This window comes from Streptomyces sp. NPDC054863, from assembly GCF_053610825.1.
On sequence record NZ_JBSGZD010000464.1, the window covers coordinates 1 to 3,824 of the forward strand.

3 protein-coding genes and 1 pseudogene are annotated in these 3,824 nt (G+C 73.4%); 2 read left to right on the plus strand and 2 right to left on the minus strand.

The features are described 5' to 3' along the window. The first annotated feature begins 694 nt into the window (after nucleotides 1–694). Both ACWGIG_RS37625 and ACWGIG_RS37630 read left to right on the plus strand, forming a co-directional pair. A complete protein-coding gene (locus ACWGIG_RS37625; protein WP_453326224.1) occupies nucleotides 695–1,027 on the plus strand; it encodes a S41 family peptidase in 333 nt (110 codons plus the stop codon). Nucleotides 1,028–1,244: 217 nt separating this feature from the next. After that, nucleotides 1,245–1,856 carry a helix-turn-helix domain-containing protein gene (locus tag ACWGIG_RS37630; protein ID WP_453326222.1) on the plus strand — a complete coding sequence of 204 codons (612 nt, stop codon included), beginning with the start codon at nucleotides 1,245–1,247 and terminating at the stop codon, nucleotides 1,854–1,856. Nucleotides 1,857–2,056: 200 nt separating this feature from the next. Here ACWGIG_RS37630 and ACWGIG_RS37635 read toward each other — a convergent pair whose 3' ends face one another. Beyond that, nucleotides 2,057–3,052 (minus strand): LacI family DNA-binding transcriptional regulator, encoded by a 996-nt coding sequence (locus tag ACWGIG_RS37635; protein WP_453326223.1) that lies wholly within the window; start codon nucleotides 3,050–3,052, stop codon nucleotides 2,057–2,059. Between the two features lie 23 nt (nucleotides 3,053–3,075). Beyond that, nucleotides 3,076–3,824 (minus strand): annotated as a pseudogene (locus tag ACWGIG_RS37640) (alpha-galactosidase); the annotation flags it as partial.

The window sequence follows — 3,824 nt, forward strand, 5'->3', positions numbered from 1 at the left end:
GCACTAGTGCGTACGTCGGCGGCGGCCCCGCTGTCGTTTCCCTCGCGCCCACGCCAACGTCTCCGCCCACGTGCCCGCTGACGCCCCCACCAACGCGATACGGAATCCTGAATTCCTGCACCTCGCGCATTCCCTGGGCTGCCCTGGGACCCTGCCGAACCGCGCCGGCTCTCCGCCAGGACCGGGACCGGGGCCGACGCTCCGGTGCTGCCCCCAGGCCCGTACGACCTCTCCCGCACGCACACGACCGTCCGTCCGGTCACCACCTGGCAGCAGGCCTTCGCCGAGGAAGAGCGGCTGATGCGGGACCTGATCGGGCGCACCGACCTGCCCGCCCTCGCCGGGGGCGGCCCGTGGGCCCGCCGCCGTCCGCCGGTCGAACGACTGGGCAGCCAGGACGAGTTCCTCGACCTGCTCCGGAAGACCCACGGCGACCTGGGCCGTTCCCGCGCCTACGCCTGGCCGGCCCCGGACGGACCCGACCCTGAGCGGCCCGTCTGCTCGTGGGGACGGCCGGAAAGCCGGTCGAACTCACGGTGCGCCGCGCGGGCGGGCCGCCCCGCCGGACCACCGTCGTCCCGTTGGCCTCGGAGACGGCACGGGGCGGGCTCCTCGTCGACCTGCGGGGGAGCAGCGGCGGTCATCTGTCGGCGCTGGTACTGGAGTTGCTGTCACGCCGCCCGCTGGCCACCACCTGCGCCGGCACGTCCGCCCCCAGCCGTATCCGCCGCCGGCCGTCGAAGGGCCGCTGGTGTTCCTCGCGGACGAACGGTGCGGCTCGGACGGGGACGTCGTCGTCGAGGCGCTGCGGGCGATGCGCCTGGGCCCGGTGGTCGGCACGCGCACCTGGGGCGGCACCACCACCATCGAGGTGGGCCACCGGCTCGCCGAGGGCACCCGCCTGGTGCAGCCGCGCGGCACCCACCGCTTCCCCGGCGGCGGCCCGGACTGCGAGAACCGGGGCGTGGCTCCCGACGTCGAGGTGTCCGTCGCCCCGCACGCACGTGCGGCGGGTCACGACCCGTAGCTGGAAGAGGCCGTGGGGCTGGCCCTGAGCTCCCTTCCCGTTGGACCGGATCAGTGACTCCTCAGAAAAGTGCGTCAACCGTCGACTCCCTTCACGGACTTCTTCGTTGGATCGAGTGACCGTTCGTACACCGAAGGAGATCGTGTTGAGCCGTACGAGCAGGAACGACAAACAGAAGGGCCGCAAACACCGTCGGGTGAACCGGACTCCCCGGCCCGTGACCCCCGTTGAGCGGCGCAAGGACCGGCCCGCCGACGAGCCCGTCGCCGCGCGGACTCCCACCGGCGTCACGCGGACATCCTCCGGCATCACGCGGACGTCCACCGAGGCCACGCGGACGTCCACCGACGTCGCCCCGGCGTCCGCCGACGTCGCCCCGCCGTCCACTGCCGCCGAGCAGACGTCCACCGGCACCGGGCGAGTGCCCCCCGGCACCGGACGGGTGCCCTCCGCCGCCGAGCAGGTCCTGGCCGACGGGCTGAGCCGGCACGCGCAGCGCACCCTGACCTGTCTGCACGACAGCGGGGGCCGGGGCGCCACGACGGAGGACCTCAGCGAGGCGGTCGGCTTCACGGCCCGCACCGTCGCCAAGCACCTGGACGGACTGTCCCGGTGCGGGCTGGTCGAACAGCGCGGCGACGGCCGGTGGTCCGTCACGGACCCGGCCCCGGCTTCGGCCCTTGACCCGGCTTCGGCCCCGGGCCGCGACGCCGCACCCCGGGGGGCCGCCCTGCCCGCCCAGCAGGGTCGCGCGGACCAGCCTGCCGACAGGCGGGCGGCGGCCGTGCGGCCCGAGGAGATGCAGGCCGCGATGCCGACTCCCTCGTAGAGCGCGCCGCACGCCTCCGTACCGGGCAGCCTGCCGATCGCGTCGTGGACCGCGGCGACGCGGTCGGCACGGCCCACCTCGTACGGGGAGGGGCCCGCACTGCCGGGCCGAGGCGTGAGCACGGTGCCGCGCGGACCGTATCGAGCTGTGCTGCTCGGTCGCCCCGGCGGCGATGCCGCTCGGCGGCGGAGGCCGCTGTCCTAGCTGCGCGGCGGCCCCGTCGTGCTCCGGATGACCAGTTCGGGGTCGAAGAGGAGTTCGCCCGTGGGTACGTCGCGACCGCTGACCAGCGACAGGACGCTCCGGCCGACTTCGAGCGCGAGCCGGTCGCCCGGCTGGCGGACGGTCGTCAGCGGAGGATCGAGGAACTCGGTGATCATGGAGCCGTCGTATCCGACGACGGAGACGTCGCCCGGCACCTCGTACCCCTGACGGCGGATGCCGCGGATCGCGCCCAGGGCCATGTAGTCACTGGCCGCGACGACGGCGGTGGCACCGAGTTGGAGCAGTGCCTGTCCTGCCGCCTGACCGCCCTCGACCGAGTAGGACTGCCGGATCACCCAGCGCTCGGCGTCCTTGCTGCCCCGCTGCCCCATGGCGTCGAGGAAGCCCCGCACCCGTCGGTCGGCGGGGTGGTTGCCGAGGGGCCCCGAGGCCATGCCGATGTTGCGGTGACCGAGCCGGTACAGGTGGTCGACGGCCAGCTCGGCGGCGAGGGCGTCGTCGGTGGAGTAGACGGGGGCCGGCACCTTGTCGGCGAACTCCCCGTTGACCCCGAGGTAGGGGATCCGCCGGGCACGGAGCATTTCGTACGTCTCGGTGTCGGCTCCCTCGACCGTGTTGGAGGAGGAGAGGAACACCACCGCGGCGATGCCCTTGTCGACGATCGCCGCGATGAAGTCGCGTTCCTGGACGCCGCCGGGGAAGGCGGGGCAGAGCACCGTCTTGAGGCCGTGCGGCGCCAGGAACGCCTCGATGCGCTCGGCGAGGTCGGCGAAGAAGGGGTTGGAGACGTGCTCGGTGATGACCGCGACGAGCTGGCCCTCCACGACGCGCTCGTAACCGAGTTCCGTCATGGCCGCCTCGACCGCGTCCCTGGTCTTCTTCGCGACGCCCTGGCGGCGGTTGACGACCCGGCTGACCGTCGCCTCGCTCACTCCCGCACGGGCAGCGATCTGGGCGATGCCGACCTTCATTCTTTCCCTCTCCCGTGAGCTGGTCACGCGGTCCTCGTCAGCAGAGCCAGCCCCATCGCCGGGACCGGAATGCTGTGCAGGCCGGGTACGAGCGACATCTGGGACCGCTCGATGATACGTCCGTCGGGGCCGCGGACCTCGATGTCCGCCCGCACCCCCTCGTCCTGCACGTCGACGACCACCCGGTTCGCGGCCGTCGCGTTGACCAGGACGGTCTCCCTCCGGCCCGCGGGCCGCACGGGAACGGCGCGTTCGTCGTACACGGACAGCACGGTCACGCCGTCGGACTCCGACCTGACCAGCGTGTAGAGGCCGTCGGGGCGCCCGGGTTCGACCGTCCCGTCGAGCAACTGGGGGCGCAGACGGCGCCATTGGGCCAGCCAGAACCGGACCGCGTCGGCCTGCTCCACGCCGAGTGCGTCGAGGCGGACGGAGATCTGCGGCACCGAGTGCAGGGCGCCGAGGATCTGGCGCACGGCCGCCTCGACCGGCGCCGAGGTGTCCCACAGCAGAGGGTCGCAGTGGACGGCGCCGCCGACGGCCAGCAGGGAGGTGTCGATGGTGCGGACGCGGTTGGCGGTGGCGTCGGCCGGGCAGTCGAAGGACCTGAGCATGTTGCCGAAGGCCGCCATGCCGGGGCCGACGTAGGGCTGGCGCAACTCCAGGAGCAGATCGGTGCGTTCGGTGAGCAGCGCGTCGCGCAGTTCGGTGAGCAGGAGCCGCAGGGCCTGCCCGACGTCGCCGCGCCGGTCGCCCGCGTAGACCATGGCCT

Excerpts from the sequence above, each read along its gene's own strand:
- ACWGIG_RS37635 (WP_453326223.1), bottom strand. The coding sequence starts at position 3,052 with ATGAAGGTCGGCATCGCCCAGATCGCTGCCCGTGCGGGAGTGAGCGAG.